General features: G+C 67.1%; 24 protein-coding genes and 1 pseudogene. 9 read left to right on the forward strand and 16 right to left on the reverse strand.

Annotated features, from left to right (window positions below; translation table 11 throughout):
• Positions 1-3: 3 nt before the first annotated feature.
• Together C7H73_RS01110 and C7H73_RS01115 are read left to right on the forward strand one after the other, a co-directional pair.
• The gene (locus C7H73_RS01110) at positions 4-924 is read left to right on the forward strand and encodes an OmpA family protein (RefSeq protein WP_106844966.1); all 921 of its coding nucleotides are present in this window, start codon (positions 4-6) and stop codon (positions 922-924) included.
• Positions 925-1,017: 93 nt separating this feature from the next.
• Entirely contained in the window at positions 1,018-1,557 is a 540-nt protein-coding gene (locus C7H73_RS01115; RefSeq protein WP_106844967.1) for a DUF924 family protein, read from the forward strand.
• Positions 1,558-1,646: 89 nt separating this feature from the next.
• Here the strand turns inward: C7H73_RS01115 and C7H73_RS01120 are convergent, their stop codons facing one another.
• Positions 1,647-2,009, reverse strand: a complete 363-nt coding sequence (locus tag C7H73_RS01120) for an HPF/RaiA family ribosome-associated protein (protein ID WP_106844968.1) — start codon at positions 2,007-2,009, stop codon at positions 1,647-1,649.
• A 198-nt stretch (positions 2,010-2,207) separates the two neighbouring features.
• Here C7H73_RS01120 and C7H73_RS01125 point away from each other — a divergent pair, with 198 nt between their 5' ends.
• Positions 2,208-3,086 carry a gamma-glutamyl-gamma-aminobutyrate hydrolase family protein gene (locus tag C7H73_RS01125; protein ID WP_106844969.1) on the forward strand — a complete coding sequence of 293 codons (879 nt, stop codon included), beginning with the start codon at positions 2,208-2,210 and terminating at the stop codon, positions 3,084-3,086.
• On the opposite strand, the gene C7H73_RS01130 is transcribed toward C7H73_RS01125, so the two are convergent.
• The 8 genes from C7H73_RS01130 to C7H73_RS01165 all read right to left on the reverse strand — a co-directional run bounded on the left by C7H73_RS01130 (position 3,083) and on the right by C7H73_RS01165 (position 11,265).
• Positions 3,083-4,333: a PepSY-associated TM helix domain-containing protein gene (locus C7H73_RS01130; RefSeq protein WP_106844970.1), complete on the reverse strand. Its 1,251-nt coding sequence runs from the start codon at positions 4,331-4,333 to the stop codon at positions 3,083-3,085. The genes C7H73_RS01125 and C7H73_RS01130 overlap by 4 nt on opposite strands.
• Positions 4,333-6,546: a TonB-dependent receptor gene (locus tag C7H73_RS01135; RefSeq protein ID WP_106844971.1), complete on the reverse strand. Its 2,214-nt coding sequence runs from the start codon at positions 6,544-6,546 to the stop codon at positions 4,333-4,335. Before C7H73_RS01135 ends, C7H73_RS01130 begins: the two co-directional genes overlap by 1 nt.
• A gap of 270 nt (positions 6,547-6,816) precedes the next feature.
• Positions 6,817-7,290, reverse strand: a complete 474-nt coding sequence (locus C7H73_RS01140; RefSeq protein ID WP_106844972.1) for an FKBP-type peptidyl-prolyl cis-trans isomerase — start codon at positions 7,288-7,290, stop codon at positions 6,817-6,819.
• A 53-nt stretch (positions 7,291-7,343) separates the two neighbouring features.
• Entirely contained in the window at positions 7,344-7,778 is a 435-nt protein-coding gene (locus tag C7H73_RS01145) for a hypothetical protein (protein WP_227001382.1), read from the reverse strand.
• Between the two features lie 136 nt (positions 7,779-7,914).
• Positions 7,915-8,931 carry an SDR family oxidoreductase gene (locus tag C7H73_RS01150; RefSeq protein WP_227001383.1) on the reverse strand — a complete coding sequence of 339 codons (1,017 nt, stop codon included), beginning with the start codon at positions 8,929-8,931 and terminating at the stop codon, positions 7,915-7,917.
• Between the two features lie 191 nt (positions 8,932-9,122).
• On the reverse strand, positions 9,123-9,722 hold the full coding sequence (locus tag C7H73_RS01155; protein WP_106844975.1) for a DUF1439 domain-containing protein: 600 nt from the start codon (positions 9,720-9,722) through the stop codon (positions 9,123-9,125).
• Complete coding sequence (locus C7H73_RS01160; protein ID WP_106844976.1) at positions 9,719-10,504, reverse strand: tRNA-uridine aminocarboxypropyltransferase; 786 nt, start codon at positions 10,502-10,504, stop codon at positions 9,719-9,721. Before C7H73_RS01160 ends, C7H73_RS01155 begins: the two co-directional genes overlap by 4 nt.
• A 62-nt stretch (positions 10,505-10,566) precedes the next feature.
• Complete coding sequence (locus tag C7H73_RS01165; protein ID WP_106844977.1) at positions 10,567-11,265, reverse strand: glutathione S-transferase N-terminal domain-containing protein; 699 nt, start codon at positions 11,263-11,265, stop codon at positions 10,567-10,569.
• A gap of 214 nt (positions 11,266-11,479) precedes the next feature.
• On the opposite strand from C7H73_RS01165, the pseudogene C7H73_RS01170 reads away from it, so the two are divergent.
• Positions 11,480-12,379 (forward strand): annotated as a pseudogene (locus C7H73_RS01170) (cation diffusion facilitator family transporter); the annotation flags it as partial.
• Positions 12,380-12,535: 156 nt separating this feature from the next.
• Here C7H73_RS01170 and C7H73_RS01175 read toward each other — a convergent pair.
• Positions 12,536-13,297, reverse strand: coding sequence for a 3-oxoacyl-ACP reductase (locus C7H73_RS01175; protein ID WP_106844979.1), 762 nt, complete (start codon positions 13,295-13,297; stop codon positions 12,536-12,538).
• Between the two features lie 553 nt (positions 13,298-13,850).
• Here C7H73_RS01175 and C7H73_RS01180 point away from each other — a divergent pair.
• On the forward strand, positions 13,851-14,528 hold the full coding sequence (locus tag C7H73_RS01180; protein WP_106844980.1) for an IS1595 family transposase: 678 nt from the start codon (positions 13,851-13,853) through the stop codon (positions 14,526-14,528).
• A gap of 89 nt (positions 14,529-14,617) precedes the next feature.
• On the opposite strand, the gene C7H73_RS15440 is transcribed toward C7H73_RS01180, so the two are convergent.
• The 4 genes from C7H73_RS15440 to C7H73_RS01190 form a co-directional block, all read right to left on the reverse strand.
• Positions 14,618-15,907 carry a hypothetical protein gene (locus C7H73_RS15440; RefSeq protein WP_157948302.1) on the reverse strand — a complete coding sequence of 430 codons (1,290 nt, stop codon included), beginning with the start codon at positions 15,905-15,907 and terminating at the stop codon, positions 14,618-14,620.
• A 212-nt stretch (positions 15,908-16,119) separates the two neighbouring features.
• Positions 16,120-16,866 carry a hypothetical protein gene (locus tag C7H73_RS15445; RefSeq protein WP_157948303.1) on the reverse strand — a complete coding sequence of 249 codons (747 nt, stop codon included), beginning with the start codon at positions 16,864-16,866 and terminating at the stop codon, positions 16,120-16,122.
• A gap of 269 nt (positions 16,867-17,135) precedes the next feature.
• Positions 17,136-18,947 carry a 3'-5' exonuclease gene (locus tag C7H73_RS01185; protein WP_106844981.1) on the reverse strand — a complete coding sequence of 604 codons (1,812 nt, stop codon included), beginning with the start codon at positions 18,945-18,947 and terminating at the stop codon, positions 17,136-17,138.
• A gap of 212 nt (positions 18,948-19,159) precedes the next feature.
• Positions 19,160-19,552, reverse strand: a complete 393-nt coding sequence (locus C7H73_RS01190; protein ID WP_106844982.1) for a VOC family protein — start codon at positions 19,550-19,552, stop codon at positions 19,160-19,162.
• 226 nt (positions 19,553-19,778) lie between these two features.
• On the opposite strand from C7H73_RS01190, the gene C7H73_RS01195 reads away from it, so the two are divergent.
• The 4 genes from C7H73_RS01195 to C7H73_RS01210 all read left to right on the forward strand — a co-directional run bounded on the left by C7H73_RS01195 (position 19,779) and on the right by C7H73_RS01210 (position 22,123).
• The gene (locus C7H73_RS01195; RefSeq protein WP_106844983.1) at positions 19,779-19,985 is read left to right on the forward strand and encodes a dodecin family protein; all 207 of its coding nucleotides are present in this window, start codon (positions 19,779-19,781) and stop codon (positions 19,983-19,985) included.
• Between the two features lie 165 nt (positions 19,986-20,150).
• The gene (locus tag C7H73_RS01200) at positions 20,151-21,452 is read left to right on the forward strand and encodes an MFS transporter (RefSeq protein ID WP_106847481.1); all 1,302 of its coding nucleotides are present in this window, start codon (positions 20,151-20,153) and stop codon (positions 21,450-21,452) included.
• 103 nt (positions 21,453-21,555) lie between these two features.
• A complete protein-coding gene (locus C7H73_RS01205; RefSeq protein ID WP_106844984.1) occupies positions 21,556-21,861 on the forward strand; it encodes a hypothetical protein in 306 nt (101 codons plus the stop codon).
• A gap of 13 nt (positions 21,862-21,874) precedes the next feature.
• Positions 21,875-22,123, forward strand: coding sequence for a hypothetical protein (locus C7H73_RS01210; RefSeq protein ID WP_106844985.1), 249 nt, complete (start codon positions 21,875-21,877; stop codon positions 22,121-22,123).
• Here C7H73_RS01210 and C7H73_RS15680 read toward each other — a convergent pair.
• Complete coding sequence (locus C7H73_RS15680) at positions 22,093-23,502, reverse strand: DUF3427 domain-containing protein (protein WP_264371572.1); 1,410 nt, start codon at positions 23,500-23,502, stop codon at positions 22,093-22,095. The two genes, C7H73_RS01210 and C7H73_RS15680, sit on opposite strands and share 31 nt — an antisense overlap.
• Before the next feature lie 113 nt (positions 23,503-23,615).
• Positions 23,616-25,196 (reverse strand): DEAD/DEAH box helicase family protein, encoded by a 1,581-nt coding sequence (locus tag C7H73_RS15685; RefSeq protein ID WP_227001384.1) that lies wholly within the window; start codon positions 25,194-25,196, stop codon positions 23,616-23,618.
• Positions 25,197-25,199: the final 3 nt, after the last annotated feature.

Below are 25,199 nucleotides of genomic sequence, written 5' to 3' on the forward strand. Positions count from 1 at the left end.
TTCATGCCATCCACGCTACATCGCCTGGCCAGCCTGGCCGCCGCCCTGGTTGCTGCCGGCACGCTGGCAGCCTGCGCCTCCCGCGCCCCGCTGGAGTCGGTCGAGCAGGCCCGCGCCACCATCAACCGCACCGTGGCCGACCCGGACGTGGGCCAGTACGCCCAGCTGGAGGCCAAGACCGCCGCCGACACGCTGGCGCGCGCCGACCAGGTCTGGCGCGATGACCGCGACGCGGCCGAGGCCAACCACCTGGCGTACCTGGCCACCCAGCAGGCCAGCACGGCCATGAACACGGCGCGCGCCCGCAAGGCCGACGCCGACATCAAGGACGTGGGCACCGAGGCCGACCGCCTGCGCCTGCAGGCCCGCACCCGCGAGGCCGAGGCCGCGCGCCAGCAAGCCGCCGCCCATGCGCACAACGCCCAGCTGGCCCAGCAGCAGGCCCTGAGCGCCGAGCAGCGCGCCGCCCAGCAGCAGGCCGCCGCCCGCAGCGCGCAAGAGCGCGTGCAGCAGCTCGAGGCGCAGCTGCGCGACATCGAAGGCCAGCAGACCGAGCGCGGCTTGCTAGTCACCCTGGGCGATGTGCTGTTCGCCTTCAACAAGGCCGAGCTCACGCCCCAGGCCGCGCCGCGGCTGGACAAGCTGGCGGGCTTTCTGCGCCAATTTCCCGACCGCCGGCTGCTGATCGAGGGCTACACGGACAGCGTGGGCGGCGACGCCTACAACCTGGAGCTGTCGCAGCGCCGCGCCCAATCGGTGCAGGCCGCCCTGGTGCAACGCGGCGTGGAGGCCTCGCGCATCACGGCGCGCGGCTACGGCAAGTCCCACCCGGTGGCCGACAATGGTTCGGCCGAGGGCCGGGCCATGAACCGGCGCGTGGAGATCGTGATCGCCGACGAGCAAGGCCGCCTGCGCGGTCGCTGAACGCCCTTCTCCTGCCCAACGGCCGGCCGCACCCTGCGGCCGGCTTTTTTCTGTCCGCTTTTCTTACAGCGCGCCCGCCCGCGCACCACTGCCATGACCCCTGACACCGTGCTGCACTTCTGGTTCGACGAGACCCCGCCCGCGCGCCGTTTCCAGCGCGACGACGCGTTCGACGCGCAGATCCGCCAGCGCTTCGGCGCCCTGCAGGCCAGCGCCGCGCAGGGCGAGCTGTGGGGCTGGCGCGCCACGCCCGCCGGGCGGCTGGCCGAGGTTATCGTGCTGGACCAGTTCTCGCGCAACCTGTGGCGGGGCAGCCCCAACGCCTTTGCCCACGACGGCATGGCCCTGGCCCTGGCGCAGGAGGCCGTGGCCGCCGGACTGGACCAGCTGCTTGCCCCCGAGCAGCGCTCCTTCCTGTACATGCCCTACATGCACAGCGAATCGCGCCGGGTGCAGCGTGAATCGCTGCGCCTGTTCACGGCGCTGGGGCGCGCCGAGAACCTGGACTTCGCCCGGCGGCACGCCGACATCGTCGAGCGCTTTGGCCGCTACCCGCATCGCAATGCCGCCCTGGGCCGCGACAGCACGGCCGAAGAGCTGGCCTTCCTGCAGCAGCCGGGCAGCAGCTTTTAAGCCCGGCCGCACGCCATGCAAAAAGGCCGCCTATGCGGGCGGCCTTTTTGGCTTTTTGTTGCCGCGCGCAAGGCGCGCAGCGGCGCGGCTCAGGTGCCTGCGGGGCGGCCGTCCGGCGTGCGGATGGTCTCGTGGCCCTGCTTGGCACGGTGGCGATCCTGGTCGTCGCCCACCACGCGAATGACCTTCTCCACCGCGGCGTGGAAGGCCTCGCTGACCGTGGCCGCATCGGCCTGCGCGCTCAGCGGCTGGTGGTTGGCCGGGCGCGCTTCGATGATGCAGCGCTTGTCGTCGCTGCCGCCCTTGCCGGCATTGGTGTCGGAAAAGTAGATCTCGACCCGCGTGAGGTATTCACGAAAGCGCGACAGCTTGGAGGTGATTTCCTGCTCTGCCCACTGGATCAGCGACTCGCCGCCCTGGATGTTGTCGTCCGTGCGAACCTGGACCTGCATGGTGATTTTCCTTTGCTCGTAAACAGGGTGTGAGGGGGTTCGGCGCTGGTGGCGCCGGGCTTGCAGCCATCATGCCCCAGTGGCGCGGCACGCAGAATTGATCGCGCTCAAGCCTCCCACCGGGAGCGGGCCGGCTCCTACAGCGCTTGCCTACCCCCGCGGACACAATGCTTTGCGGTGAAGGAACGATTTTTTCCCATGATGAACCCGCCCCAGCAGCGCCTGAAGATCGGTCTCTCGGCCTGCTTTTCGCACGCGGACCCCAAGCGCGCGCTGTTTACCAACAAGACGCTGCAGTATGTCGAGCAGTCCATCGCCCACTGGCTCATGTCGGCCGGTGCGCTGGTCGTCATGGTGCCCTGCCCCACCGGCGAGACGGCGCGCGGCGACGTCACCCTCAAGCACTACGCCGAGTGGCTGGACGGCATGGTCATGCACGGCGGCTCCGATGTCTGGCCCGGCAACTATGGCGAAGTGCCGCTGCGCGAAGCCTGGGCCGGCGACCGCATCCGCGACCTGTACGACCTGGCCGTGGTCGAGGCCTTCGAGCAGCAGGGCAAGCCCATCTTCGGCGTGTGCCGAGGCCTGCAGCTGATCAACGTGGCCTTTGGCGGCACGCTGTACCAGGACATCGAGACCCAGCACCCCGGCGCCATGCGCCACCGCGACCCTGGCACCTACGACCAGCACTTTCATGACGTGGACCTGGTGCCCGGCAGCCGCCTGGCGCGCATGTACCCGGGGCAGGAGCGGGTGCGCGTCAACAGCATCCACCACCAGGGCATCAAGCAGCTGGCGCCGGGCTTTGACATCGAGGCCTGGAGCTGGCCCGACTGCGTACCCGAGGCCATTCGCCGCAACCCTGGCCAGGGCCGCAGCTACATCGCCGCCACCCAGTGGCACCCGGAGTTCCGTGCCAAGAGCGGCGCCGTGCTGGACGACACGCCCATCCTGCAGGACTTCCTGGCCGCCTGCGAGCTGTACCGATCGCGCCCGCCGCGCATGGGCCGCAGCCCGCTGCACATCCGCGACCGGGCCTCGCGCCTGTTGCGCCAGGCGCTGCTGCGCCGGCACTAGCGCCGCGGCTGGGCACCGGCCAGGCCATGGGCGGCGGGCCGCTCCAGCCGGCGCGCGCGGCGCTTGCGCTCCCAGACCACGATTCCGGTGACGGAGAGCATGACCACTGCCAGCCCCATGAGCGACATCAGGATGCGCCCCGGCAGCCCCAGGATGCGCCCGGAGTGCAGCGGCAGCTGCAGCTGCACGAACACGTCGGCGGCCGTGCCGTGCCAGGGACGGTGCATGCCCAGCACCTCGCCGGTGTTGGAGCTGACGTAGATATTGGACAGGCCCATGCCCATCGTGCCGGTCTCGTCGCTGGGGTCGAAGAACGAGACGTTGTAGAACGGGAAGTCGCCGCCGTACCAGATGCCGCCGGGCGGGTGCGCAAAGCCCAGGCGCTCACCCTCGCGCCGGGCGATGGCGATGGCGTCGGCAAAGCCGATGCGGGGCTCGATGAACGTGCCCAGCGGCGCCCGCCTGAGGGTTTCGTAGGGGCCCGGCGTGGTCGTCGAAATCGTGCTCATCGCCGGGTAGAACACCTCGCGGTACAGGTTGAGCGAGAACGAGGTGAACGACACCACGATGATCACGCCCCACACCCACAGGCCGCCCGCGCGGTGCAGGTCGAAGTGGCGCTTGTAGCCGCCCGCGCGCCAGCGCAGCAGCCACGACGGGCGCCAGCGGCGGGCCCAGGTGCGGGCCGAGCGCGCGGCCTGGCGCGGCGGGAAGGTCAGGTACAGCGCCACGAAGCTGTCGATCAGCCACAGCAGCGCCACGGCGCCCATGAGCCGGAAGCCCCAGCGGTCGCTGCCCCAAAAGGCGGGCATGTGCAGGCTTTCATGCAGGTGCCGCAGCCAGGGCATGAGGTTGCGGCGGCTGAGCGCGATGCTGCGCGAGTCGCGGTGGCCGGTGATGCGGGCCGTGACGGGATCGACGTAGGCGGTGTTGTAGCCCAGTGCGTACTTGGCGCCCGTGGCCGGGTCGGTGCGCGGGCGCACCAGGAAGGAGGCGGCGTGGCCCTCCTCCAGCCCCAGCGTCATGTAGCTCACCTCGGCGCGTGGATCGGCCTGCTCCACGGCGGCGGCGAGCACGAGCGGGTCCTGCAGCGGGCCGCGGCCCGGGGTGTGCATGATGTCGGCGTTCAGCCACTCATCGATCTCGTGGTCCCACGAGATCACCGCGCCGGTGAGCCCGGCGACGATGAGGAACAGGGCCACGGTCAGCCCCGCCCAGCGGTGCACGACCGTCCAGAAGGCGCGCATCAGAAGTCCACGCTGGCGGTGAGCGAGAACGTGCGCGGGCCGCCCTGCACCAGGTAGCCATAGGTGCTGTAGCCGCCCACCGAAGCCCAGTAGCCGCGGTTGGCCACGTTGTCCACGCGCGCGTTCAGCGTGACCAGTTTTCCGCCCACGTCCAGCAGATAGCGCGCGCCCAGGTCCAGCCGCGTCCAGCGGGGTGCGCGCAGGGTGTTGGCCGCGTTGGCGTACTGCGCGCCGGTGTAGAGCACGCGGGCGTTCAGCGCCAGGCCGCTCACGCCCGGCACGTCCCATTCGGCGCCCAGGTTGGCCTGGCTGCGCGGCACGCCCACCACGCGATGGCCGTCGAAGGCGCCGCCCGCCGAGGTGAGGTACTCGGCGTCCAGCAGCGTCAGGCCGCCCAGCACGCGCAGGCCTGTCGCCGGCTCGCCGAAGACGTTGAGCTCCAGCCCCCGGTTGCGCTGCTTGCCGAACACGCCATAGACGTTGTTCACCACGTAGGCGCTGGGCATATCGGTCGTAAAAAAAGCGGCGCTGGCGCCGATGCCGCCGCCGTCGTACTTCAGGCCCACCTCCTTTTGGCGCGTGACGTAGGGCGCGAACACCTCGCCGGCGTTGGCCACGGGCTGCCCGCCGCTGGCCGCCGGGGCCGAACCGCCCTTGGACAGCCCTTCGATGTAGTTGGCGTACACCGACACCTCGGGGCGCAGCTTGAACACCACGCCCGCCACCGGCGTCACGCGGCTCTTGTCGTAGCTGCCGGAACTGGCGCCGCTGGTGGCATCGAAGCCGTCCACCTGGATGGTCTGATGGCGCAGGCCCAGCGTGAGCAGCAGGCGCTCGTCCAGCATGGCCATGGTGTCGGCCAGCGCCAGGCTGCGGGTCTGGATGCGCTCGGTCTCGCGCGGGCTGCCCAGCGTGCCGCCAAAGCCGGTCAACGGCGGCGGGGTCAGCGCCACGGGGTGGTAGATGTCGTTGGTCTGGCCGGTGGCGTAGTTGTAGCCCCAGGCATTGCGCTCGCTGGAGTCGAAGGCCGTGAGCGACGCCACGGCCGTGTGCTTGACGGAGCCGGTCTGGAAGGTGCCGCGCACGCCCAGCTCGCCGGTCTGGATGTGGTTCTCGCGCGTGTTGTCGAAGCGGTTGAGCGTGGCATCGCCCGTGCCGCTGGCGATCGTCAGGCCCGACAGGGCGTTGTCTTCTTTGCCCCGGCGCATGCCCAGGGCCGCCCAGCCCGTCCATTGGTCATTGAAATCGAACTCGCCGCGCACGGTGCCGAACAGGTCGCGGCTGTCGGAGTACGTCCACGGCTGGGCATAGCTGGCCTTGGCATCGGGCGCAGCCGGCATCGGCAGCCCGGCCGTGGGCGTGACGGCGGGCCGCGGCGCGCTCAGCCGGTGCTGCTGCCAGCCCAGGTCGGCCGACAGGCGCGCGCGGGCGCTGCGCCAGTCCAGGCCCAGCGAGCCCACGGTGATGCGCGTGTCCTCGCCGTCCACCCCCGTGTCGCCGCTGCGCCGCGCCAGGTTCAGGCGCACGCCGGTGGCGTTGTCCGGGCCAAAGCGGCGCGACAGGTCGGTGGCCGCATACAGCTGCCCGCCGCTGGCCACGCCCACGGCCACGCGGCTCAGCGGCTCGCTGCCGGCGCGCTTGGGCACCACGTTGATGAGGCCGCCCAGGCCGCCGCCGCTGACGCTGCCCGCACCCGAGCCGCTCAAAAACGCATTGGCGCCGCGAAACACCTCCACGCGCTCGACGAACTCGGTGGCCATGTACTGGCGCGGCACCAGGCCATACAGGCCGTTGTAGGCCACGTCGTCCGAATACAGCGTGAAGCCGCGCACGAAGTACGTCTGCTGGAAGTTGCCAAAACCCCGCGCCTGGCGCACGCCGGCATCGTTGAGCAGCACGTCGCCCACGCTCCTGGCCTGCTGGTCCTGGATCAGCCCGCTGGTGTAGCTGGTGGCAGAGAACGGCGTGTCCATCATGTCCTGCGTGCCCAGCACGCCCGCGCGCGCACCGCGCGCCACCTGCCCGCCGGCATAGGGCCTGGACAGGCCCTGGGCCGAGGCGTCGGCGCTGGCCTCCACCGTCACGGCGGACAGGGCGGGCGCGCCCTCGGGGGCCTGGGCCTGGGCCTGGGCCTGCGCGCCTGCGCCAGCAAGCGCCAGCCCCGCGGCGACCGCCAAGGTCCGCAACGGGAAACAAAAGGTGGTGAAAGGCATAACGCAAAGACGAGTGAGAAAGATTCTCAATTATCACGTCTTTGGGGAGTTGCTACCTTTTATGCATCAAATCAGCATCAAACGCTTGCCCAGCAAGCGCAGGCAGCTATTGTTTTAGCAGCTTCTCGCCGGGCTGCGCAGCCCGGCAACGGCGAAATTGACCGCGGGTATGGTCGAACAAGCTGCACCGCCTGGCGTGTACGCCGCTGGGCAGGCGCCTGGCCTCAGGCGCCGGGCGGGCCTGCCCCAGCCCGGCCGGCACACCCCGGTTCAGTGGTGGTGGCCGTGGCCGCCGTGCACGTGGCGGTGGGCGATTTCCTCGGGCGTGGCGGCGCGCACCTCGGTCACCTTGCAGCTAAAGCGCAGGGCCTTGCCAGCCAGAGGGTGATTGCCGTCCAGGTGCACCTCGGGGCCCTTGATGCGGGCGACGTGAAACACCATCGTCTGGCCGTCGGGGCCGGGGCCCTGCAGCTGGCCGCCGACCTTCACGCTGGGCGGGAATTCGCTCTTGGGGATGGTGCGCACCAGCGACTCGTCGCGCTCGCCGAAGGCGTCGCCCACGGCCAGCTCGACCGTGGCCGCATGGCCCGCGCCCTGGCCCTGCAGGGCCGCCTCCACCTTGGCAAAGATGTTGTCGTAGCCGCCATGCAGGTAGGCGACGTGGCCGCTGTCCAGCGTCTTGCCGGTGGCGGCGTCGGTCAGCGTGTAGTTCAGGGTGACGGCGGTGTCTTTGTCGATGTTCATGGCGTGCGTGGATGGGCGGGCAAAGGGGCGATTGTGGCCCAGCCCTGCGCGCTTCAGTCCGCTGCCAGCACCGGGCTGGCGACGCCGCGCGGGTCCAGCGTGACCACAACCTGCGGGGCGTGCGGCAGGTCGGGCCGCGGCACGTCGGACAAATCGCGCTGGGCGGTGAACTGCCCATCCAGGTACAGAAAAGTCACGCTCCGCGCCGCGGCGGCCAGGGCCTGCTCGGCGCTGGCGTGGCCGCTGCCGCCCAGGCTGCCCTCGCCATCGAGCTCGAAGGCCCAGCCACTGCCGCTGCGCTCGGCCAGCGTGCCCAGGTCGATGAGCTTGTCGCGCACGTTGCTGGCGCACAGGCGGCCGCGGTAGGCATACAGGGTGAAGGTGTGGGCGGCGTGCGTGCCGGGCGCGTGCGCCGGGGTGGGGATGGCGTCGTCCGTGCCCTCGGGCATGCGGATGGCGCGGGCGGAGGAAGGTTGGGCAGTGAGCATGGCAGTCAGGGGGAGGACACAGGGGAGGGAGGAAGGGACCGCCCCATGCTAGGAAGCCGCCCCGCCGCGCCCTGTAGGAGAAGGACCGGCGCCCCTGCAGTGCGGCGTCCGCTGCCGTCGCCGGAACAGCGCCGGATCAGCGCCGGCGCCGGCCCAACCACCAGCCTGCGGCCAGGCCCAGCGCGGCCAGCGCGGTGACGGTGGCCGCCGTGCCCACGGCGTCGGCATGGCGATGGCGGCGCCCGCCCTCCACCGAGGTCTGCAGCGAGGGGCGAAACAAGTTGCCCTCGGACAGCGGCACCGGCCGCGCCCGGCGCAGGGCAAAGTCGCTGGCGCGGCGCATCAGCCGCGCCACGGCGCCCGGGGCCACGGCGTGCGCCACGCGCCCGGCCAGCGTGCCCGTGCCCATGAACGTGACGGCGCGCGGGCGCGGGGCGCCCGCCAGCTGCACGATGGTCTCGGCCACGGCGTGCGGGTCCACCATGGGCAGGGGCGGGTCGATGCGCCGGCCCGTGTAGTTGGCGCCGTGCGACAGGCCGGGCGAATCGACGAAGGTGGGCGCCACGTCGCACACATGCACCAGGGGCAGGTCGGCCACCTCGGCGCGCAGCGATTCGGACAGCGCGCGCACGCCGGCCTTGCTGGCGGCGTAGGCCGCGGCATAGGGCGTGGGCAGCCAGCCGCCGACCGACACCATGTTGATCAGCCGCCCATGGCGCTGCTGGCGAAAGCGTGCCAGCGCCGCGTGCGCGCCGTGCATGTGGCCCAGCAAATTGGCCTCGATCACGCGCCGATGGGCGGCCAGCGGCACGTCGTCGAAGCGGCCGATGGCGCCCACGCCTGCAGCGTTGACCCAGACGTCGATGCGGCCGTAGTGGCGCACCGCCTTGTCCGCCAGGGCTTGCACGGCGGCGGGGTTGGTGACGTCGGTGGGGATGCCGATGGCCTGCCCGCCCACGCCGCAGCAGGCCAGCGCCACGGGGGCCAGGGTGTCAGGGTTGCGCGAGGCCAGCACCAGGCGCGCGCCGCGCCGGGCAAAGGCCAGCGCCGCGGCGTGGCCGATGCCGCTGGAGGCGCCGGTGATGACCACCACCGCGTCGGCGGGCAGCAGGGAGGAAGGGGCGAGGGGGCGGTGCGATTCCGGTGTCGGCATGGGCGTCATGGTGCAGCGCTGCGCGGGGCAGCGAAACAGGGGAATGCCGGATTTGTAACAGCAGCAGATCCGTCCTGGCGTAGGACGGCTGCCAAGCGCGCGCAGCCTGCAAGTCAAAAAGGCCTGCAGCGCCCGCCGCGCCTGCGCAGGCAGCTATGAAAACCGCAGCGCGGGCGGCACCCGCTGCCGCATCAGCGCGCGGCGGAGCGGTTGGCGAAGTCCACCACGATGCCGGCGGGCGTGATGCGGATGGCGCCCGGCTGCACGCCCAGGGTGCCGGCCAGGGCCAAATCCTTGGGGCGCAGCTGGTGCAGCACGGCGTCCTGCAGCGCCTGCTGGGCCAGGGGCACGCCGTAGCGCGCCACGTTCTGCGCCAGCGCCGGCGGCAGGCCCTGCACGCGCAGGGCGTTGACCTGTAGGCGGTCGGCGCGGATGGTGTGGTCCGAGGGCTCGTAGCGCAGGCCGAAGTCCAGGTCCAGCACGCCGCTGGGCTGGCGGCCCTGCAGCAACAGGCCGATGGCCTGCAGGTCGAGCACGGCGTTGATCAGGTTGCGCTCGGGCAGCAGCTTGAGGGCGGGGGCCTGCAGCTCCACCTCCAGCACGCCGGCAAGCGGGTAGCGGCGCGGAAAGCGCGTGGCCAGGGCCTGCTGCAGTTCGCGCGCGCCGATGGTGTAGCGCGGCGTGGCGGCGCTGGCGCAGCCGGGCAGCACGGCCAGGGCGGCCAGGGCGGCGGCGGTGGTGGCGGCCCAGGCCAGGGCGGCGCGGCGCGGCGGTTGGGTGGGTATGGTCATGGTGTGGTGGGCGTTAGGGAAGCGGCGGCCAGCGCGGCCAGCTGCTGGTGCGCGGCGCTGGCGGGCTGGGCGGGGCGCTGCTGGCGGGCCTGTTCGTAGCGCTCGCCGAACACGTCCAGCCAGGTGTGCAGCACGGCGGCGGCATGCGCGTCGCCCGCCAGCTCCAGGCAGCGCGCCGCCACTTCGCTGGTGCACCACTGCCCGCCCTGGGGCGCGTGGCGCAGGCGGTAGCGAGACGGCGCGTCGCCCTGCAGCGCCAGCACGGGGAAGCGCTCCAGGTACGGGCTCTTGCGGAACATCTTGCGCGCCTCGGCCCAGGTGGCGTCCAGCAGCACGAAGAGCGGCCGGCGCCCGGGTGGCACGGGCAGCGCCGGCACGTCGGCCGCCGCGGCCTGCACCACGGCGCGGCCGGGCGCCAAGCCCTCGGCCGGAAAGACGATGAACGGCTGCCAGCGTGCGTCCTGCAGCAGCGCCAGCAGGGCCGGGTCGGCCTCGGTGCGCGACCAGCCGAAGGCCCAGGTGTCAGCCACCACGTCAGCGATCAGCCAGCCGGTGTTGCTGGGCTTGAGCGGCTCGATGTCGTGCATCAACAGGCACACGCCCGCCTGCGTGGCGCGCTGCGGGCGCAGGGCGCAGGTGCAATGGGTGACGACCAGGCGGCAGCCCGCGCAGTGCGCGCGGCGCGAGCCGCCGCGGGCCAGAAAGGGCTTGGCCGAGCGCGCCAGGCGGGCGTCGCGCAGGCGGGCGACGGCGTGCGGCGCAGCGGGTGGTTTTTGGGTCATTTCGGGCTCTGGCGCTTGCCAGACAAGCGCGAGCAGCTATCAAAACGATAGTTGTCGGCGGGCTATTCGCGCGACGGGATTGTCAGGCCGCGCTGCACCGCCGGCCGGTCCAGGAAGTTGGCCAGCACGCGCTGCACCTGGCGGAAGTCGCCCATGCCCACCAGCTCGCCCGCGCCGTAGAACTCGATCAGGTTGCGCACCATGGGCAGCACGGCGATGTCGGCGATCGTGTAGTCCTCGCCCATGATCCAGGTTTGGTCCTTCAACCGCTCGTCCAGCACGCCCAGCAGGCGCCGGGTTTCCTTCAGGTAGCGGCCCAGCGGGCGCTTGTCCTCCCAGTCCTTGCCGTCGAACTTGGTGAAAAAGCCCAGCTGGCCAAACATGGGGCCCACGCCGCCGACCTGCCAGAACAGCCATTGCAGCGTCTCGTAGCGTTCGAGGTCGTCCTTGGGCAGCAGCGAGCCCGTCTTGGCCGCCAGATAGACCAGGATGGCGCCGGACTCGAACAGCGCGAGCTGCCGCCCGCCCGGGCCGTTGGGGTCGATGATGGCCGGGATCTTGTTGTTCGGGTTGAGCGACAGGAACGCGGGCGAGTGCTGGTCGTCCTTAGCGAAGTCCACCAGATGCGGCTCGTAGTCCAGCCCGGTCTCCTCCAGCATGATCGACACCTTCACGCCGTTGGGCGTGTTCAGCGAATACAGCTGCAGCACATCGGGGTTGCGGGCCGGCCATTGGGCGGTGATGGGGTGATCCAGGGGCATGGGGTGACTCCTTTGCTCGGTTGCTGAAGGGCGTCCAGTCACTGTAGGCAAAGACGGCGCGCCGTGCACGCCTTGGCAGCAGATCGCGGCAGCAGGGGGCACGCGGCGGGGGCAGCGTCCGACGGGGGCATTGGCCGCTGGCGGTCAGCATGCCCAGGGCCGCTGCCGCAGCGCCCGCGCGGGGCCGGCCACCCTCCACACCAGAGCACACCCCATGTCCGACACCCACAACCACGGCGCTGGCGCCAGCGAATCGCAACTGAAGAAAGCCCTGGCGCTCACCGCCACCTTCCTGGTCGTGGAGGTGATCGGCGGGCTGTGGAGCGGCAGCCTGGCGCTGCTGTCGGACGCCGCGCACATGCTGACCGACGTGGTGGCGCTGGCGATCGCGCTGCTGGCCGTGCGCATCGGCCGGCGCCCAGCCGACGACCAGCGCACCTTTGGCTACGCGCGCTTCGAGATCCTGGCCGCGGCCTTCAACGCGCTGCTGCTGTTTGCCGTGGCGGGCTATGTGCTGTACGAGGCCTGGCGGCGCTTTTCCGAGCCGCCCGAGGTGCAGTCCGTCGCCATGCTGGTGGTGGCCACTGCCGGGCTGGTCACCAACCTGATCAGCATGCGGCTGCTGTCGGGCGGCAAGGAGAGCAGCCTGAACGTCAAGGGTGCCTATCTGGAGGTGTGGGCCGACCTGCTGGGCTCGGTGGGCGTGATCGCCGGCGCCATCGTTATCTGGCTCACGGGCTGGGTGTGGGTGGACACGCTGGTGGCCGTCGCCATCGGCCTGTGGGTGCTGCCGCGCACCTGGGTGCTGCTGGGCGAGAGCGTGCACGTGCTGCTGGAGGGCGTGCCGCGCGGCGTGTCGCTGCCCGACGTGCGCAGCGCCCTGGCCGGGCACCCCGGCGTGGCCAGCGTGCACGAGCTGCACGTGTGGAGCCTGACCAGCGGGCAGATCAGCCTGACGGCCCACATCGTGAACGCGCCCCCGGCCCACCCGCAGGAGCTGCTGGTGCAGCTGCGCGCGATGCTGGCGGAGCGCTTCGCGCTGCACCACACCACGCTGCAGGTGGAAGCGCAGGCCTGCGAGCTGGCGGGCGAGGGGCACAGCTTTGGCGGCGCCACACTGCATGGCGGGGATGAGCATGACCACGACCATGGGCATGCGCACGCGATTGAGGCGACGCCCGCGCAGCAAGGGCCGCATGCCCATGGAGGGCCCGGCGGCGCGCACGCGCACTGACGGGGCGCACTGCGGCAGCGGCGCCCTGCCCGCTCGTCAGTCCTTGACCAACCCGCTGTCCACCACCAGGTTCTGTCCCGTCACCGCCCGCGCCCAGGGCGAGAGGAAGAACAGCACCGCATCGGCAAACTCGGCCGGCGTGGTCACGCGGCGCAGCGGGGTCATGCTGGCGATCAGGTCGAACACCGCCTCGGGCGTGGCGCTGCTCGCGTCCGTGGTGCGCAAGAGCCCGCCCGAGACCATGTTCACCGTGATGCCGTCGGGCCCCAGGTCGTGCGCCGCCGTGCGGGTCAGCGACAGCAGCGCCGCCTTGGCCGCCGTGTAGTCGTGGTAGGGCACCACCGGGTTCTGAAACAGGTTGGTGCCCACGTTCACGATGCGCCCAAAGCCCTGCGCGCGCATGCCGGGCAGGGCGGCCTGCATGGTGTTGAGCGCGCCCTTCACGGCGCCCTCGATCTGCTGGCTGAAGCGCTCCCAGGCGATGTCGCCCAGCTTGGGGCGCGCGTCGCCGTCGAAGGAGAACTGCGCCAGGGCGTTGTTGACGACGGCGGTGATGGGGGCGCCGGTGCGCTCGCGTGCGGTGGCGAAGAGGCGTTGCACGGCGGCGGCGTCGGTCACGTCGGCCTGCAGGGCGATGGTGCGCGGGCCCAGCTCGTCGGCCAGGGCCTGGGCAGCGGCTTCGCTGCGGTGGTAGTTGATGACCACGCCAGCGCCCTCGCGCGCTAGGGCGCGCACGATGGCTTGGCCTAGGCCACGGGCGCCGCCGGTGACCAGGACCCATTGTTCGGACAGTTGCATGTGAGACTTCCTTTCGTCAGTTATCCATGACGCGGCGTGGCCCCAGTCGGTAGAGCCTGGCAGCGACTCAGGGGAAGTGATTACTCTTTCGTGGGCAGCGTTGAGCTCACAGCTTGTGCTCGCTGGTGCGGGTGGATAGGTCAGACACATCAGGTCTGCGTCCGCCCAGTGCTAGCCGGACAGATCTTCGCAAGCCCACACCAGCAACCGCCGCCACGCCCGTGGGATACGCGGCATCAGCCCGCCCAAGCGGTTGAGCCGCGAAACTGGTGCTACGGGAGCAAGCCAAAAAAATTTCAGTGACTCATCATTGAGTAGAAGGCAGCCCAATAATTGATAGTCGACGCTTCCTATTAGTCGTCACCAGCCATTCAATATGAACTCCAAAAACAAGTCCCTCGACGCCTGTCTCCAACCATTTTCGTCTTTCCAGTTAAAATAATTACCGCCATTCTATTTAGATCCTATGCTTCTTGAAATTTTATATCAGAAATGCAAATAATTTAGGGTCTTAGGAAGCAAACTCATCTTTCGAATGAACTAACTTCCTATCGTGGTTCAGAAAAACACGTACTTCAGGCGTTCCAAGCTGAGCGAGGCCAAGTTTCGCCAGATCGTGCGGCTGTTTGCGATGGACTTGACTGCCACGGACTGTGCCGAGCTTTGCGGCGTATCGGTGCGTTCGATCAATGCGATCTACCTGCGCATGCGCGCCCGGATGGCCGAGCACTGCGAGGCGCTGTCGCCACTCGTCGGTGAGCTGGAGGCCGATGAGTCGTACTTTGGCCCCAGGCGCGTGCGAGGCTTGCGCGGGCGCGGCGCGGGCCGCAAAACAGTCGTGTTCGGTCTGCTCAAACGCGGCGACTGCGTGTACACCGAAATCGTGCCGGACGCCTCCAAACGCACGCTGCAAGCCATCATCCGCGGCAAGGCGGACATCGCCAGCGTCATCCACACCGATCGCTGGCGCGGCTATGACGGCTTGGTGGATGTGGGCTTTGACAAACACTTTCGCGTCAGCCACGGAGCCAACGAGTTCGCCCGCGGCTCGGTGCATGTCAACGGCATCGAGAGCTTTTGGAGCTTTGCCAAGCGGCGCCCGGCGCAGTTCAACGGCGTGCCGCGCAAGACGTTTTACCTGCACCTGAAGGAGACTGAGTTTCGCTTCAACTATCGCAACCAAAACCTCTACAAGGCACTGCTCTCGTTGCTGAGAAACAATCCGCTTTGAGCTATTTTGCTTCCTAAGACCCTAATTTAATTATCAACCACCGCCTACAAGACGCATTCCCCTGAACCCTGCCGTACTCCGATAGACTACTACATCCAAATGGCTTGGGAGACAACTTCGCGAATAACTTGGATCTTCACCTCGCCAATATAGTCAATATCGTCAAGTTCCTCGTCGGTCGCGTTGGCGAGCTTCCCTACAGTCGTCATGCCAGCTGCCTTTAGGCGTTGAATTATGGGATCAGTTAAACCGTATGGGTAAGCCGGAGACCGCCCGAGGACATTAATTTCCTTATTGAGGATTGCCAGTCCGGTTTCATCCGGCAATTCTGGCAACTTTATTGCCTGAAACGGCGCCCCTGAAATATGCAACTCGGCAGGATCTGATACGGTCTGTAGCCATTCTTCAATCATTTCGAAAGTCAACCGCCTCGTTGGCGTTGCCTCAAGCAAACTGCAGAGATTTATCGCGAAGATAGGACCTCTCCCTCCGGATTTTAATGCCCGCGAAGCCTCACGTCTTGCCACAAAGCCGAGATATTCTAGAATTTCAAATATTTTTAAGTATGGGCTAACTACCTGCCGATGGATCAAAACTCGATCTTGTGCAGTAGTTCGGAGATTGCTTTTAACCGGCTTCGTCCCATGGTCAACAATTACGCCAAAAACCTCTCTAGCCGGATCAATAAGCGCCTCGTAGATACCCAATTTCGGCGCCACCTCATCCATCAATGGCCAGAAATAATCAGAAGCCATTTCAAGCAGACACTGCGTCACCTCTGGAATGCCGATTTTATCCTTATCGTCAAACCTATTGCAGGCCAATATAAACCCACGAAGATTACCAACCACGGCGCGCCCAAGAAGGTTGGCAAACTGCGATGGAGCTAGCCGATCCGAAAAATTAGCGCGATCGGACAGTCGGGGATATCGGGCCTTTACTACGTCCGGAAAGAAGTCGGGGGCAGAAGTTATGTCGGATCGACCAATGTCGATGACGGTAGAATCATTAAAAACATCGAAACGAACACCGAATTTCGTCACGCCGGGATAGATTGATGCCTTGCAGGAGGTGAGGCTACTCGACAAAGTACGGTATAAGTCGAAAAAGACTTCAAGAGGTTTTTCGCGACCAATATGTGCCGCATCATCGAATAATAAAACAATTCTCATGTTCAGGCCCTGCGCCAAAGCAGTCAGGCCGAACTGAAGCGACACTTGATCTGTCGCATCTGCGAAGTCGTATTCGAGATTTCGCGCGCTGAGCTCCCGTTGAATTGCTTGCGAAAGAAGAACGCAAAAGTGGCCGATGTATTCATTGCCGTCTGATTGCAGCAACGGAAGATAGCGCAAGCTGACATAGACAGGAAGTACACTCATCGATACTCTCATCCGTCGAAAAGCTTCAATCAATAGCGCACTCTTACCACTGCCTCGACCTCCTCGCACAAGGACTGGCCCGTGAGCGCTCAACTTTCGGATGATAACTTCGTCGTGTGACGAAAATTTGTGATATTTATCGAACTGACCGGGCGGGCACTCTTCCGCAGCGAGGATGAGCCCAGGGTCCAAATCGGTATAGTTAGCGGTGTTCAAGGTATAAGCCTCTTTATTGATTTGTAGCATCTGACTGCTTCGCTAGGCGGGAGGGAGGCATAGGCGGTATGCACAAAATGGGAGATTAGCCCGAGATTTGCTACAAGCAAAAATGTTTCCCGAATGGAGTTTTTAACAGTGGCTTCGTCAAATAGCAACGCGGTCGTGAAAAACTCCCAGTGCACGCCCTTCGACAAAACCGAATAGAGCTGCGCGCTTCTGCCCTTAGCTTCATCCATGAACCGGTCTGGATCAATGCCGACAATATCGGACAACAACGGGTCAGAATCATGGCTAGAGACGTAGTCAATCATTCGATTTATTGCAGGTTTCCAGAAGATATGCTCAAAGTGCTTGGAAAACAATGCGCGACTAATCTTGGGAAGATCGTGGTCGATACTCCACAAAGCTTGGTTAGGTTTTTCGTCAGGCATCACATCACCTGACCAAGCAAAAGCTGATTTCGCACGCTTCCCTGGCTCATACTCCGGCTGTGCTTGGAACTCGCTCAAATAGAGCATGCGGAATGAGTCGAGGCGTCCTACAAGTGCAGCGCAGCCATTCTCTAATAGAACACGGGAGCAAAAGGGCCCAAAACTGAGGGCTTCGTCTGTGATGCTTTCGGTTAAAAAATTGGCCGCTTTGGTAGAGAAATTCCGAAGTGAATTCCCAAGCTGGTTAAGGGCAATTTTTCCAGTTCCCTCTGATTGATCGCCACATAGAAGAAGTGCAATTTCATTCATTTAGTCTGGTGCTATTACGACACAAAACACACGGGTTTGGCTACACAGATGGGCGCTTACCGAAAAGCCGTGTATTGAAAATTCGCGCAACAAGAAAATCGGAACAAGTAGTCCTCCAGTCTAACAGTCAATCCACTCACTAGATGCAGGCGAGCCCTTGTCAAACGCACTGTCAGACCACCGTTGAGTTGCCTCGACGAAGGACGACTTCTCCTGATGCTAATGAGCCGCAAGAGGTCGAAATCAGCCATAAGCCCTCTAGTCGCAGCTCACACAATCAGCACACTCTGCGTAGCACCCGTCATTGCCACATAAAACACCCGCGCTTCTAATATCGCAACCCCGCTTTCAACACCTTTCTCCTCCCCAACACCGCGCTCACCCATCACCGCCACCACCGGCCACTCCAACCCCTTGCTCGCGTGCATCGTCGTCACCTTGATGGCGTCCTCTTCCAGCCGATAGTCGCCTGAACGCTTGCGCACCCGGTGCGGCAGCCCCTTGCGTGCCAGGGCGGCGCACGCTTCCATCTCGCTGTGATGCCGGCACAGCACGGCCATATCGCCCCAGGGGTGGCCCTGGGCGTACTGGTCGGCCAGCAGCTCGGCCACCCGGGCCGCGCGCTCGGGCAGGGTGGGCAGGTCGTCGATGACGATGGGCTCGGGGCCTTCGCGGCCGCAGCTCTGGGGTTGCAGCAGGGGGATGCCGTCGTCTCCGCCTTCGGCGTCTTCGGGCTGCAGCAGGTCACCGGCCATGCGGTGGGCCACCTGCAATATCTGCCGCGTGTTGCGGTAGTTGATCTTCAGGATGGTGGTGCGGCCGGCGGCCTGGATGCCCACGCTTTTCAGGCTGAAGCTCTTGGTCCGGGTGCGGTCGTAGATGCTCTGCGCGTCGTCGTAGAGCAGCAGCAGGCTGTTGGTGGCGGGGTCCACCATTTGCGTGGCGAGCGTGAGCCATTCGGGCGCGAAGTCGTGGCCCTCGTCGATGAGCACGGCGTGGTACTGGCCGGTGGGGATGCGGCCCGCCGCCACGCCGGCGATGACGCCCTGCACGTACTCGTCCATCAGCTTGGCCACCGCCTTGCGCTGCCTGCCTTCGGGCAGCAGCTGGTGCTGCATCAGCTGGTCGCGGCACCATTTGTGGAAGTGGCGCACGTGCACGCGCTCGTGCAGGCCCTTGGCGGCCATGTCGGCGGCCAGCTTCACGGCCAGCGGCTCGTTGTAGCAAAGCACCAGGATGGGCTTGCTGGCGGCGGTTTGCGTCCTCGCCAGGTGCTCGGCGCGGTAGCCCAGGATCATGGTCTTGCCCGAGCCGGCCACGCCGTGGATGACGCGGTGGCCGTCGCCCAGGCTGCGGGCCAGCTGCTCCTGCTGCAGGTCCATCACCTGCATCAGGTCGGGCAGGCGGGCGTCCTCATCGGTCCCGCCGGTGCCGAACAGGCTTTGCTGCTGCGGCACGCGCACTTCGGGGAAGAGGATCCAGCGCACGCGGTCCAGCTGCTGCGGCGTCAGGCCGGGCGCGCCGAAGCGGCGGGGGAACATGGCGTGCAGGCGCTGCGCGAAGGCGGCAGCGTCCACGCTCTCCAGCATCTCGTCCTTGCAGACGACCAGGTGCGGCGCCATGGCCGCGCCCAGCCCGGCGGCGTCGAACTGCTGGCGGGTGATCTGGGTCAGCACCACGCCGTGCCCCCAGGGCAGCACCAGCTTGCCCTGGTGCGGGCCGCCCTGCTGCACCAGCTGCGCGTCGCGCTCCAGCGCGTTGACCACCTGGATGACGCAGTGGCGGGCCTGCTGCAGCGGGCTCATGACCACCTTGAGCGGCTGACCTTCGGGCGCGATCTCGAAGCGCTCGCGCGTGGCGCTGCGGATGGTCTGCAGGTGCCAGTCCTTGACCTCCAGCACCAGCGCGCCGTGCTGCGGGTGCAGCAGCACGAAATCGGGCCGGGTCTGCTGGGGGCCGATGGGCACGTCCCACCACAGCAGCCAGTCCTGGTGCAGTTTTTTTTGCAGCCGCTCGGCCAGACGGCGCTCGCCGGGGGTGCCCCGGCCGGCCATCGTGCCGGCCGACATCAACGTTGCCATCGCCTCCCTCTCGGCTCATCAAGGTTTCAATCGGAAACACTTTATAAGAGCACCCGCTGATGGCTGGCTGACGGAAACCCCGAGGGTTGACAAACAACAAAAAGGGCTTGAGCCCGATTTTCAATGAAATCAGGCTCAAACCCTTTATACACAAGCGCTGGCAGCTATCAAATCTGCAGTGCTTTTGCCGGCGCAGCGGCCGGCAGCGATGGTCAGGCCGCCTTGGGCGGGCGGTGCAGCAGGCAGACCTTGTTGCCGTCCGGGTCGCGCAGGTAGGCCAGGTACATGCCGCCGGCGCCCTGCTCGCCACGCCAGCCGGGTGCGTCTTCGCAGTCGGTGCCGCCTGCGGCGACGCCGGCGGCGTGGGCAGCGCGGGCCTGCTCGGGCGAGGTGGCAGCAAAGCCGATGGTGCTGCCGTTGCCGTGGCAAGCGGGTTCGCCGTTGATGGGCGCGGTGATGGCAAAGGTATTGCCGCCGTGGCGCCAGAAGGTGCGGTTCTTCGGGTCGGTGAAGCCGGGCTTGATGTCCAGCGCGCCCAGCAGGGCGTCGTAGAACTTGCGGGATTTCTCGAGGTCGCTCGCGCCGAGCATGACGTGGCTGAACATGGTGTTGACCGTGGCCTTTGCGGGTTGAAAAAGAGTGGAAGCAGGAAAGGCGCGGGCAAGTGGCACGCGCCCGCGCCATCGTAGTGCGCAGCCAATGCGGCGCCCGTCGCGCAGGAGTCTGCGCCGCGCAGCAGGCCGACTGGCGCGTGGCGAGACGTCCGACAGGGCGCGCGGCGGGCGCTGCCTAGGATCGACGGCTCCATCAGCCATACCCCAGGAGTGATCCATGAGCGTCGCCAAAGTCATCGAAGTGAGTTCCACCAGCCCCAAGAGTTTCGAGGACGCCATCAACAACGGCCTGCAACAGGCATGCAAGGACGCCAACAGCGTGCGCGGCGCCTGGATCAAGGAGCAGAAAGTCACCGTGGAGGGCGGCCGCGTCTCGGCCTACCGCGTCAACATGCAGGTGACCTTCGTCGAGCCCCAGGCCTGACGCACGGCGCCGCAGCACGCGGCGCTTTCTTTGTCTTTCTTTTGAGAGGCGACGCGGCCCCGTGGCCGCGCCCTCTCGTGCCATGCACCCCGGCCAGCCTGGGGTTTGGCCTCCGTGGCCCAATGGCGCACCGAAGCGGCGCCGCGCGTTGCTTTCACGCACTCCATGGCCCCACCGCAAGCTCCGTCCTCCGTTTCCCCTTCGCAACCTGAACGAACGGGCAGCGTCTTTCGCAACGGCGGCTTCACCGCCTTCCTGGCCGCGCGCATGGTGGCTGTCGTCGCCACGCAGGTGCAGGCGGTGGTCGTCGCCTGGCAGGTGTATGACCTGACGCGCGAGCCGCTGGCGCTGGCCTGGGTGGGGTTGGCGCAGTTTTTGCCCATGCTGAGCCTGCTGCTGCCGGCCGGCGACCTGATCGACCGCTTCGACCGCCGCCGCATCCTGGCGGCGAGCTGGTCGGTGGGGGCGCTGTGCAGCGCGCTGCTGTGGTGGCTGTCTGGCCACGGCGCCAGCGGCGTGGCGGGCATCTATGCCGTGCTGGTGCTGTACGGCTGCACGCGCGCGTTCTCGGGGCCGGCGCTGCAAAGCCTGCTGCCGCAGATCGTGCCGCGCGGCCAGCTGGCGCAGGCCATGGCCGCCAACAGCATGCTGATGCGCGGCGCGGCCGTGGGCGGGCCGCTCTTGGGCGGCCTGCTGTACGCGCTGGGCGGCGGGCGACTGACCTATGCGGTGTGCTGCGCCTGCTTCGTGCTGGGGGCCGTGCTGCTGCGCCGGGTGGCGGTGCCCCACGCCGGCCCGCGCGTGCAGGCCCAGGGCACGATGGCCGAGCGCTTCGGCGCCGGCATCACCTTCATCCGCACGCGGCCCATCATCCTGGGCACCATCTCGCTGGACTTGTTTGCCGTGCTGCTGGGTGGCGTGGTGGCCCTGCTGCCCATCTACGCGCAGGAGGTGCTGCACGTGGGCCCCGCCGGCCTGGGCGCGCTGCGCAGCGCCATGGCGGTGGGCGAGGTGGGCATGGGGCTGCTTTTGAGCGTACGGCCGATCTCGCGCCACGTGGGGCGCACCATGTTCGCCGCGGTGGCGGTGTTCGGCGCGGCCAACCTGGTGTTCGCGCTGTCGCACTGGTTCTGGCTGTCGTGCCTGATGCTGGGAATAGCCGGCGCCGCCGACATGGTGAGCGTGAACATCCGCGGCACGCTGGTGCAGTTCTCCACGCCGGATGCGATGCGCGGGCGCGTGAACGCGGTCAACATGCTGTTCATCGGCTCGTCCAACGAACTGGGCGAGTTTCGCGCCGGCACCAGCGCGGCGTGGCTGGGTGCGGTGCAGGCGGCGGTGCTGGGCGGGGTGTGCACGCTGGGGGTGGTGGCGGCGTGGATGAAGGTGTTTCCGCTGCTCAGGCGGGTGGATCGGTTTGAGGAGGCGGCGCGGGTGAGTGAGGCGCAGGGGCTGGAGGGCCGTTGACGCGGTGCCGAAGCTGAAACTGAAGAAAAAATCTGGGAAAAGCGGATTTCTGCAAGAAATGTTGTAGCACTGCAGATTTTTCCTTGCCCCAAAGGTCATCTGCATGAGCGCTGTTGGCTATGCGTGGATCCAGCAAGCTTTGGACACGCCCGATTTCCTTGGTACGCAGCAGGCGCGCGCAGCGCCCGTCAGCCGTATCGAGCGGCTGCCCGAAGGGGCGTTGCTGGTGCCGCCTCGGCTGGTGCCCGCGCAGGAGCTGCTGCCCCAGGCGCTCTTTGCCATCAAGCACGAGGGCGTCCGGCCGGACCTGCTGGCTGTGGCGCTGCGCCGCATCCCGCCTGAGCAGTTGGCCGAGCTGGCCCGCAGCGGGCCGAACGGGGTCTATACCCGCAAGCTATGCCATCTCTGACCTGCGCCAGGAGGTGGACTTCCTCGCCCTGTTCGACCGGGTATCGCTCTTCATCAACGACCGCCACGACGTGCGAAGCAGCGACCTGACCACGCTGATCGTGACGATTTTCCAAAACGGCGGAAAGCTGTCGAACCACCGGCGCAAGCAGTTCGCGCAGCGCGTGCCGTTGCAAGCGCTGGATGCCATCGAGACGGGCGTGAGCCGCGCCATGCGGGGCTTGCCGCTGGATCAGGCATCGCGCAGCACGCTGAATTCCTGATACAGCCGCACAGGCAGCGGCACTTGCAGGGACCAATGGACAGTCATGGGCTTGCTGCCCTCCGCATGTTCGCGCACCACGGGCCCGCAGGCCCGGTACGGGGCGCCTTTGCTGGCGCGCACGAAAAGCTGAAAGCTCCAGCCATTGCCAGGGCTGCCCAGATAGCGCTGACCCGCCGCAGTGGCAGGGCCTGCCGAGTTTTGCGACTGCCAGTGAAAGCGCCCGGGGCTGACGGCGTAATCGCGGTAGGCAATACGCTCGTGGTAGCCCTCGCGCTTGTCCAGGGTCACGAACAGCAACTCCACCTTGCGCTCGTGCAGCGCCAGCACACCCGCCTGAAAGGGCGAGCGATGCCGTGCATGCAGCCAGCCGACGGCAGTCAGGATTTCACGAATGCCATAGCTGCCGTGCAGCGTCAGCGGTACATCCTCCAGACCCGGCAGAGGCAGCGCGGGCCTGAGTGGACGCGAAGCCAGGGCCTGCGCCAGCTCACCCAGTTCGGCGCACAGCTCGGGAAACCCTCCCAGGCGGCTCATGAACTCCTCGCCGCTGCCAGCCTGCGTTCCTGCCCCTTCCACCTGGTAGGCCAGCATTTGCAACAGCGTGCTTTCCTGCGCGCCATTGGGGCGGTACGTCGCATGCGCTTCGCTCACGCGAATCAGTTGGTCGATGCGCTGGGGTTCGTCGAAGTGCAGCAGGTCGGCGAAACGCCTTCCCATCCGGTCCTGCTCTGCGCTGGCAAGCCCAAACAGAAGGCCGGCGTCGCGTTGAAGCTGGGTCCAGCCTGAGCGCGTGCCGCTGCTGCGGTAGATGTCTTCCAGCTCCACGGCCTGTTCGCGCAGGAAATCGGTGAGGGTGACCGCGCCGCGGCCGCGCAACACGGCGTAGGTTTGCAGCTCCGAGCGCAGGCGGCGCCAGTTGAATTGCAGCAGCTGGCGCAGGTTGCCCAACACCTGCTCACGGGTCTGTCGCTGCAACTGGATGTGGCAGCCAGGCGGCAACTGGCCGAAGCCGTGCTCCACGGCCTGCGCCAGCTGGGCGCGGGGCAGGCCGGTCAGCGTGCCCAACAGGCGGTCGAATCGGAAGCTCTGCCGTCGGTGGCCGACGAAATCCAGCACCAGACAACTGTGCTTGCCCGGCGCCAGGCGCAGGCCGCGGCCGATCTGCTGCTGAAACAACACAGGGCTTTGCGTTGGACGCAGCAGCAGCAAGGTGTCAACGGATGGCAGGTCCACCCCTTCATTGAACAGATCACAAGTCACGATGGCAGCGATATCGCCACGTGCGAGACGTTCGGGCGCGCTGCGGCGCACCTCGGCAGGCGTGCTGCCCACCACGCACACTGCTGCGATGCCGGCCGCGAGCAGCCTGGACGTCATGAACTCCGCGTGCGCCACCGATACGCAGAACAACAAGGCCTTGCCCCGCCGGGGATCGTCGGCCAGGCGATGCCATTCCTGCAGCACCAACCGGGCACGCACGTCGTTGCCGGTCACCAGCCGGTCCAGCGCCGCCAGCTCGCCTGGCTGGTCCCAGGGCACGCTGGAAAAATCGGTTTCGTCGTCGCAGGCGTAGTACTCGAAAGGACACAGCAGCTGCAAATCCAGCGCGTGCCACAGGCGCATCTCCACGGCCGGTGAGCCGTCCGGGCGGTTATCGAAATAAGGCAGGATGGGCTTGCCATCAGCCCTAGCAACACCTTGGGGCGAATGGCGCTGACGAAGGCATGAAAGCGGTCGGCGGCAAGGCGGTGGCACTCATCAACCACGACGCTGTGCCAATGGTCGGCGCCGTGCTGGCGTGCCAACTCGCGGCTGGTGACGCTGTCGATGGTGGCAAACAGGTGATCGTGCTGAGCGGGGCTGCTGCCATCGGCCAGCACCTCGCCAAAGCTGTGGTCGCGCAGCACCTCGCGAAACGTGCGCAGCGCCTGGCGCAGTATTTCCTGGCGATGCGCCACGAACAGCAGGCGCGGACGGCCACCCTGTTGTTCGCAGCTGCGCCGGTAGTCGAAGGCCGCCACCACTGTCTTGCCGGTGCCTGTCGCCGCCACCAGCAGGTTGCGCCAGCGGCCGTGCTCGCGCTCGATCTGCAGCTGCTCCAGCATGTCTTGCTGGTAGCGCTTGGGTTGCAGGTCGAAATACGTCGGGCGGGCGATCAGGTCCTGGCCTGATTCGCGCCGCAGGGCTTCGCCCAGGGCTTTCCGGTGCTGGGCATTGGCCGGGTCATAGGGCTGGAATTCGCTGTCTTCCCACAGCGTCTCGAAGTGTGCCTTGGCGTGCTCGAACAGGTCGGCCTGGCCGCGCTCGGTGAACTTCACGGTCCATTCGAGGCCGCCCATGAGCGCGGCGCCGGACAGGTTGGCACTGCCGACATAGGCCGAGCCAAAACCGCTGCGGCGCTGGAACAGCCAGGCTTTGGCATGCAGCCGGGTGCGTCGCCCATCCAGGGAGACGCGAATGCTGCAGCCAGGCAGCGCAGCCAACGCATCGAGCGCGCGGATCTCGGTGGCGCCGGTGTAGGTGGTCGTGATGATGCGCACCCGCGTGCGGGGCGCCCCGTTGGCATCGACGGCCGTGGCTGCCTGCAGCACATCCAGCAGCTTGCGCACGCCCGAATGCGTGATGAAGCTGACCAGGATGTCCACCTGGTCGCAGGCGGACAGCTCCCTTCGCAACTCATACAGCAAGGAGGGCGAGCCCTTCCCGGCCGTGAACAGCCAGGGCAGCACCAGTCCGGTTTGCGGCCATTGCGGCACCTGGCTCGGCGCGTGAACGGCCCGCAGCACCGCCAGGGGCTGGGCCAGGGTCTCGATCTCCGGCGCGGCCGGATGGAGGATCTGGCGGGCGTGCAGCAACAGCGCATTCGACAACTGCAATTGGCGGAGTTGACGCTCCGAGGCGCTGCCTTCGATGCCGTCCAGTATTTGCGCCAACTGCTGCGCAATGGCTTGCGCCAGGCGTGGCCCCGCTTCGTCGGGCGGCAGTACGGCGAGAGTCCTGTGCTGCGCTGCCGTGTCGCTCAGCAGCGAGTCGGTCATCAAGAGGTCATAGAGACCCTCGGGCAGTGTCATGGT

It is taken from the genome of Pulveribacter suum (assembly GCF_003013695.1).
In the GTDB taxonomy this organism is placed as follows: domain Bacteria; phylum Pseudomonadota; class Gammaproteobacteria; order Burkholderiales; family Burkholderiaceae_C; genus Melaminivora; species Melaminivora suum.

Bases quoted from the DNA above. Each gene is read 5' to 3' on its own strand.
- C7H73_RS01110 (WP_106844966.1), top strand. From the start codon at position 4: ATGCCATCCACGCTACATCGCCTGGCCAGCCTGGCCGCCGCCCTGGTT.
- C7H73_RS01115 (WP_106844967.1), top strand. From the start codon at position 1,018: ATGACCCCTGACACCGTGCTGCACTTCTGGTTCGACGAGACCCCGCCC.
- C7H73_RS01120 (WP_106844968.1), bottom strand. From the start codon at position 2,009: ATGCAGGTCCAGGTTCGCACGGACGACAACATCCAGGGCGGCGAGTCG.
- C7H73_RS01125 (WP_106844969.1), top strand. From the start codon at position 2,208: ATGATGAACCCGCCCCAGCAGCGCCTGAAGATCGGTCTCTCGGCCTGC.
- C7H73_RS01130 (WP_106844970.1), bottom strand. From the start codon at position 4,333: ATGCGCGCCTTCTGGACGGTCGTGCACCGCTGGGCGGGGCTGACCGTG.
- C7H73_RS01135 (WP_106844971.1), bottom strand. From the start codon at position 6,546: ATGCCTTTCACCACCTTTTGTTTCCCGTTGCGGACCTTGGCGGTCGCC.
- C7H73_RS01140 (WP_106844972.1), bottom strand. From the start codon at position 7,290: ATGAACATCGACAAAGACACCGCCGTCACCCTGAACTACACGCTGACC.
- C7H73_RS01145 (WP_227001382.1), bottom strand. From the start codon at position 7,778: ATGCTCACTGCCCAACCTTCCTCCGCCCGCGCCATCCGCATGCCCGAG.
- C7H73_RS01150 (WP_227001383.1), bottom strand. From the start codon at position 8,931: ATGCCGACACCGGAATCGCACCGCCCCCTCGCCCCTTCCTCCCTGCTG.
- C7H73_RS01155 (WP_106844975.1), bottom strand. From the start codon at position 9,722: ATGACCATACCCACCCAACCGCCGCGCCGCGCCGCCCTGGCCTGGGCC.
- C7H73_RS01160 (WP_106844976.1), bottom strand. From the start codon at position 10,504: ATGACCCAAAAACCACCCGCTGCGCCGCACGCCGTCGCCCGCCTGCGC.
- C7H73_RS01165 (WP_106844977.1), bottom strand. From the start codon at position 11,265: ATGCCCCTGGATCACCCCATCACCGCCCAATGGCCGGCCCGCAACCCC.
- C7H73_RS01175 (WP_106844979.1), bottom strand. From the start codon at position 13,297: ATGCAACTGTCCGAACAATGGGTCCTGGTCACCGGCGGCGCCCGTGGC.
- C7H73_RS15440 (WP_157948302.1), bottom strand. From the start codon at position 15,907: ATGAGTGTACTTCCTGTCTATGTCAGCTTGCGCTATCTTCCGTTGCTG.
- C7H73_RS15445 (WP_157948303.1), bottom strand. From the start codon at position 16,866: ATGAATGAAATTGCACTTCTTCTATGTGGCGATCAATCAGAGGGAACT.
- C7H73_RS01185 (WP_106844981.1), bottom strand. From the start codon at position 18,947: ATGGCAACGTTGATGTCGGCCGGCACGATGGCCGGCCGGGGCACCCCC.
- C7H73_RS01190 (WP_106844982.1), bottom strand. From the start codon at position 19,552: ATGTTCAGCCACGTCATGCTCGGCGCGAGCGACCTCGAGAAATCCCGC.
- C7H73_RS01195 (WP_106844983.1), top strand. From the start codon at position 19,779: ATGAGCGTCGCCAAAGTCATCGAAGTGAGTTCCACCAGCCCCAAGAGT.
- C7H73_RS01200 (WP_106847481.1), top strand. From the start codon at position 20,151: ATGGCCCCACCGCAAGCTCCGTCCTCCGTTTCCCCTTCGCAACCTGAA.
- C7H73_RS01205 (WP_106844984.1), top strand. From the start codon at position 21,556: ATGAGCGCTGTTGGCTATGCGTGGATCCAGCAAGCTTTGGACACGCCC.
- C7H73_RS15680 (WP_264371572.1), bottom strand. From the start codon at position 23,502: ATGACGTCCAGGCTGCTCGCGGCCGGCATCGCAGCAGTGTGCGTGGTG.
- C7H73_RS15685 (WP_227001384.1), bottom strand. From the start codon at position 25,196: ATGACACTGCCCGAGGGTCTCTATGACCTCTTGATGACCGACTCGCTG.